Source organism: Rhodococcus sp. C26F (genome assembly GCF_053345925.1).
Map to the genome: position 1 here is coordinate 73,498 of NZ_JBKFBA010000003.1, position 3,541 is coordinate 77,038.

Consider the following 3,541-nt stretch of genomic DNA (forward strand, 5'->3'; position numbering starts at 1 on the left):
TCGTCGACGACGGGTCGATGCAGCACGGACCGAGCGATCCGCCGAATCAAGGTGCACTGCTGACGGTTCCCGGGATCCGCCCGGGCGAACGCAGACGCGAACATGCCTCAGGACCGGTCGAGGACGACCACCGGCAGGACGAGAACGACGAGGGCGATGCGGGAGTCGTGCTCGCAGAAGCCGGACCGCTGTGACGCGAACGACGGAACGACGGTGCGTCAGCGCCCGAGGAGCAGGTTGACCTGCGTGCCGAGATCGCGATCGACGACGTCGGGGTCGGAGATCACCGTGGAGCCGGGCAGCTCGGTGGTGAGGTCGGAGAAGATCGCGTACGTCTTGTCGCCCGTGAGACGGTGCAGCAGGAAGCCGGTGAGCAGCGCACGAGTGCGGTCCTGCGTGCGACGCTCGGCACCACCGACGCCGAGAGCTCCGAGCAGGCGGCGCCCCTCGACGAGTCCTTCGTCGTTGGCCTTGTCGACGACCCGCAGCTGCACGTCGTCGCTGCCCCACTCCCGGGCGACCGCGACGGCGTCGCTGGTCATCGACCCGATGCTCTTCTCACCGACGAGGACGAGGCCCGGTGCCCGCACGCGGCCCGCAGCCTCGGAGGCGGCGGGGGAGACGGGCGAGGGGTAGAGCGCAGCGACGGCCGCGACCTCACGCCTCGCTGCGGCGAGCACCGCCGCCCCGGCACCCGAACCGTGACCCACCAGCGCGAGCTTCGACGGATGGACACTGATCCGCCCGGTACCGAGACGCACGCCGGTGCAGATGTCGAGGGTGGTGAGCAGGTCGGTCGACAACCCGATCGCTGACGGCACCGGTCCGCGCTCGGTGTTGGGCGCGCCCACCACGATTCCCCAGGACGCGAGGTGCTCGAAGAGCTTCGTGTACTTCGTGACCCCGGTGAGCCAGCCGTGCCCGAACGCGATCGCGGGCAGGTCGAAGCCTTCCGCGGGGGTGTACACGACACCCGGCTGACCGGCGAGCGCCAGGTCGCCGCGCAGCACCGAGTGCGGGCCGCGCCGGGAGAGTTCCTGAGCCAGTTTCTTGGGGTTCGCCGCCACGGCCTGAACGTTAGCGGATGGCGCTGCCCGCCGGGGTCGGTGCGTACCGGACGGCGTGCCCCGATGCACGTGTACGGGCTCACCGGTGTGTTGTTCCCGGGCGGGGGTCGACCAGTACCCTGCTAGGCATGTGCGGAATCGTGGGCTATGTCGGGCACCGTCGTGCTCTCGACGTCGTGGTGGAAGCGCTGCGGCGGATGGAGTACCGGGGTTACGACTCGGCGGGAATCGCCATCCTCGACGGCAAGGGTGGTCTGGCCGTCGAGCGGAAGGCGGGGCGGCTGGTCAATCTGGAGGCCGAGCTCGCCGAGATCGGCGAGGAGCACTTCGCCGGTACCGCGGGGATGGGGCACACCCGGTGGGCCACCCACGGTCGTCCCACCGACCGCAATGCGCACCCGCATCGCGACGCGACCGGCAAGGTCGCGGTGGTGCACAACGGCATCATCGAGAACTTCGCGCCGCTGCGTGAGGAGCTCGAGAAGTCGGGTGTGGAGCTGGCCAGCGACACCGACACCGAGGTCGCGGTGCACCTGGTGGCCCGCGCCTACGCCGAGGGCCCGACGGCGGGCAACTTCGTCGACAGCGCCCGCAGTGTACTGCGCCGCCTGCAGGGTGCGTTCACGCTGGTCTTCGCCCACGCCGACCATCCGGGCACGATCGTCGCGGCGCGCCGGTCGACGCCGCTGGTCGTCGGGGTCGGCGACGGTGAGATGTTCATCGCCTCGGACGTCGCGGCGTTCATCGAGTTCACCCGGGAGGCGGTCGAGCTCGGTCAGGACCAGGTCGTGGTGATCACGAACAACTCCTACGAGGTCACCGACTTCCACGGCAACACCGACGTGGCGACGCGTCCGTTCACTATCGACTGGGATCTCGCCGCCGCCGAGAAGGGCGGCCACGACTACTTCATGCTCAAGGAGATCGAGGAGCAGCCGGCCGCGGTCGCCGACACCCTGCGCGGTCACTTCGTCGACGGGTGCATCGTGCTCGACGAGCAGCGCCTGTCCGATCAGGAACTGCGCGACATCGACAAGGTGTTCGTCGTCGCCTGCGGCAGCTCGTACCACTCGGGCCTGGTCGCCAAGTATGCGATCGAGCACTGGACCCGCCTGCCCGTCGAGGTCGAGCTGGCCTCGGAGTTCCGCTACCGCGATCCGGTGCTCGACCGGTCCACGCTGGTCGTGGCGATCTCGCAGTCCGGTGAGACCGCCGACACCCTCGAAGCGGTCCGGCACGCCAAGGATCAGAAGGCGCGGGTGCTGGCGGTGTGCAACACCAACGGCGCGCAGATCCCGCGGGAGGCCGACGCGGTGCTCTACACCCGCACCGGCCCGGAGATCGGTGTGGCCTCGACGAAGGCGTTCCTGGCGCAGATGGCCGCGAACTACCTCGTGGGTCTGGCGCTGGCGCAGGCACGCGGCACGAAGTATCCCGACGAGGTGGCCCGCGAGTACCAGGACCTGGCGGCGATGCCGGAGAAGATCGCCGAGCTGCTGACCGGCATGGAGCCGGTGCGGGCGCTGGCGCGGGAGCTGTCGGCCTCGCCGGCCGTGCTGTTCCTCGGTCGGCACGTGGGCTACCCGGTCGCGCTCGAGGGTGCGCTCAAGCTCAAGGAACTGGCGTACATGCACGCCGAGGGTTTTGCGGCCGGTGAGCTCAAGCACGGCCCGATCGCGCTGATCGAGGACGGACTGCCCGTCATCGTCGTCATGCCGTCGCCGAAGGGCCGCGCCGTGCTGCACAGCAAGCTGCTCAGCAACATCCGCGAGATCCAGGCCCGCGGAGCCGTCACCGTCGTCATCGCCGAGGAGGGCGACGAGACGGTCCGGCCGTTCGCCGATCACCTCGTCGAGATCCCGTCGTCGCCGTCGCTGCTGCAGCCGCTGCTGTCGACCGTGCCGTTGCAGGTCTTCGCCGCGGAGGTCGCGCAGGCCCGCGGATACGACGTCGACAAGCCCCGCAACCTCGCGAAGTCGGTCACCGTCGAATAGCGGCCCACCCGCCGGTGCAGGAGGGACGATGCGCAGTTTTCACCCGTCCGACGTGGTCCGTGCGGCGGAGGCGCCGCTGCTGGAGTCTCTCCCCGAGGGAACCCTCATGCGGCGCGCGGCCTACGGACTCGCGCGGGTCGTGGCTTCCGAACTGCGTGAACGCACCGGTGGGATCGCCGGTCGGCGGGTGAGCCTGCTCGTCGGGTCCGGCGACAACGGCGGCGACGCGCTGTGGGCAGGAACTTTCCTGCGCCACCGCGGCGTGTCCGTCACGGCACTGCTGCTCGACCCCGACCGGGCGCACCCCGCGGGTCTGCGGGCACTGCGGAAGGCCGGCGGGCGGATCGTCCCGGCGACTTCAGAGCACGTCGGCGACCCGGACCTCGTGCTCGACGGCATCGTCGGCATCTCCGGGCGCGGCCCGCTACGACCGGCGGCGGCCGCGGTCGTGGACGAGATCACCGCGCCGATCATCGCCGT

At 70.3% G+C, this 3,541-nt stretch carries 3 protein-coding genes; 2 read left to right on the top strand and 1 reads right to left on the bottom strand.

Features of this window, described 5'->3' with window-relative positions; genetic code table 11:
- Nucleotides 1-218: 218 nt before the first annotated feature.
- Nucleotides 219-1,067 (bottom strand): hypothetical protein, encoded by an 849-nt coding sequence (locus ACLBYD_RS05545; RefSeq protein ID WP_447815695.1) that lies wholly within the window; start codon nt 1,065-1,067, stop codon nt 219-221.
- 128 nt (nt 1,068-1,195) lie between these two features.
- Here ACLBYD_RS05545 and glmS point away from each other — a divergent pair, with 128 nt between their 5' ends.
- Together glmS and ACLBYD_RS05555 are read left to right on the top strand one after the other, a co-directional pair.
- A complete protein-coding gene (glmS, locus tag ACLBYD_RS05550) occupies nt 1,196-3,061 on the top strand; it encodes a glutamine--fructose-6-phosphate transaminase (isomerizing) (protein WP_447815696.1) in 1,866 nt (621 codons plus the stop codon).
- 28 nt (nt 3,062-3,089) lie between these two features.
- Nucleotides 3,090-3,541: NAD(P)H-hydrate epimerase (locus ACLBYD_RS05555; protein WP_447815697.1), on the top strand; the 452-nt coding region annotated here is incomplete at its 3' end.